The organism is Dietzia maris (assembly GCF_014144855.1).
Lineage (GTDB): Bacteria > Actinomycetota > Actinomycetes > Mycobacteriales > Mycobacteriaceae > Dietzia > Dietzia kunjamensis.
The window spans coordinates 1-1,169 of record NZ_JAALDN010000495.1 but is presented as its reverse complement, the minus strand read 5'-3'; the positions used below and the strand labels follow the sequence as shown (position 1 = coordinate 1,169).

Genomic DNA, 1,169 nt, shown 5'->3' with positions numbered 1-1,169 from the left:
GACGGCTACGCCGCGGGGGGGGCGGGCGGCGCCGACCGGTTCAGGTCAGGAGCCGAACGCCGCCGAGGAGACGGCGGTCGGGGCCCAGCCCCGGGCTGCCTGGTCGCGGATGAACTGCATCTGCGGGTAGAACGAGTTGCCCGGGCAGGCGGTCCCGCCCCAGTCGCGGTGGCCCGACACGGCCATCATCGGCCGGGTGGCCCCGCCCTGCGGGTTGCGGTAGGTGATGCCAGCGCGCGGGTTGATGCCGGTGGCGTTGCACAGCGCCCGCACGCAGTCGATGGCCGCGCCCACCGCGCGCGAGGTCGGCGGTGCACCGGTGAAGTCACCGAGCAGGCTGATACCGATGTTGCCGTTGTTGAATCCGCCCACGTGGCCACCGGTGACGACCGGCGGTGCGATCCCGGCGACCGGCGGGAACTGGAAGACGGGGTTGCCGACGGGCGTTCCGCCGCGGCCCTGGTAGATCCGGCCCTCGGGGTCGATGAGCAGGTGGTACCCGACGTCGCCCCAGCCCACGGTGTTGGCGTGGTAGTTGTAGATCGCCCGCACGCTGGCCGCACGGTCCGGCCCGACCGGGGAGGCGGTGTGGTGGATCGTGATGGACTGCGCGGGGAAGTAGGAGGGCGCCCAGCGGAAGCCCGCGACATCGCCCGCACCCCACGCCGCGCGCGGGATGACCGGTAGGCCCGCCAGGCCGACGCTGCCGAGGCTGTAGTTGCGGGGGGTGCCGCGGCCGTCGTCGAACACGGTCGCCTCGGCGCCCGCGGGCGCGTCGACCTCGTACCCCACGGCACCATCGGGCGCGCCGACGAGTTCGGAGGCGGGCGTGCTGCCGGCGTCCGGGGCGGAGTCCATCCCCTCGAGCGGGAGCCAGTCGCCGACCGAGCCGTCGGGGAATGCGAACCGGATCCGGCCGACGATCTCCTCGGCACTGGGGAACGTCACGCCGACGTAGCCGAGAGTGCCGTTGGGCTGGATCATCCCGCTGCCGGTCGAGACCGACTGCATGAGGTCCTGGGCCACGCCGAGCGAGCCGGTGGTGAAGGGATTGGCCCCGGCGACGGGACCTCGGACGGTGGAGGCGACGGCGACGCCCACGCCGACGGATGCGGCTGTGAGAAATCCACGGCGTGTCACGGACATACGGGCTCCAGACTGAGGTTTGC

The 1,169-nt window shown here is 73.1% G+C and carries 1 protein-coding gene; it reads right to left on the bottom strand.

Annotation, left to right across the window (positions count from 1 at the left end; translation table 11 throughout):
• Positions 1 to 45: 45 nt before the first annotated feature.
• The gene (locus G6024_RS15175; protein WP_067714599.1) at positions 46 to 1,146 is read right to left on the bottom strand and encodes a peptidoglycan recognition protein family protein; all 1,101 of its coding nucleotides are present in this window, start codon (positions 1,144 to 1,146) and stop codon (positions 46 to 48) included.
• Between the last annotated feature and the right edge of the window lie 23 nt (positions 1,147 to 1,169).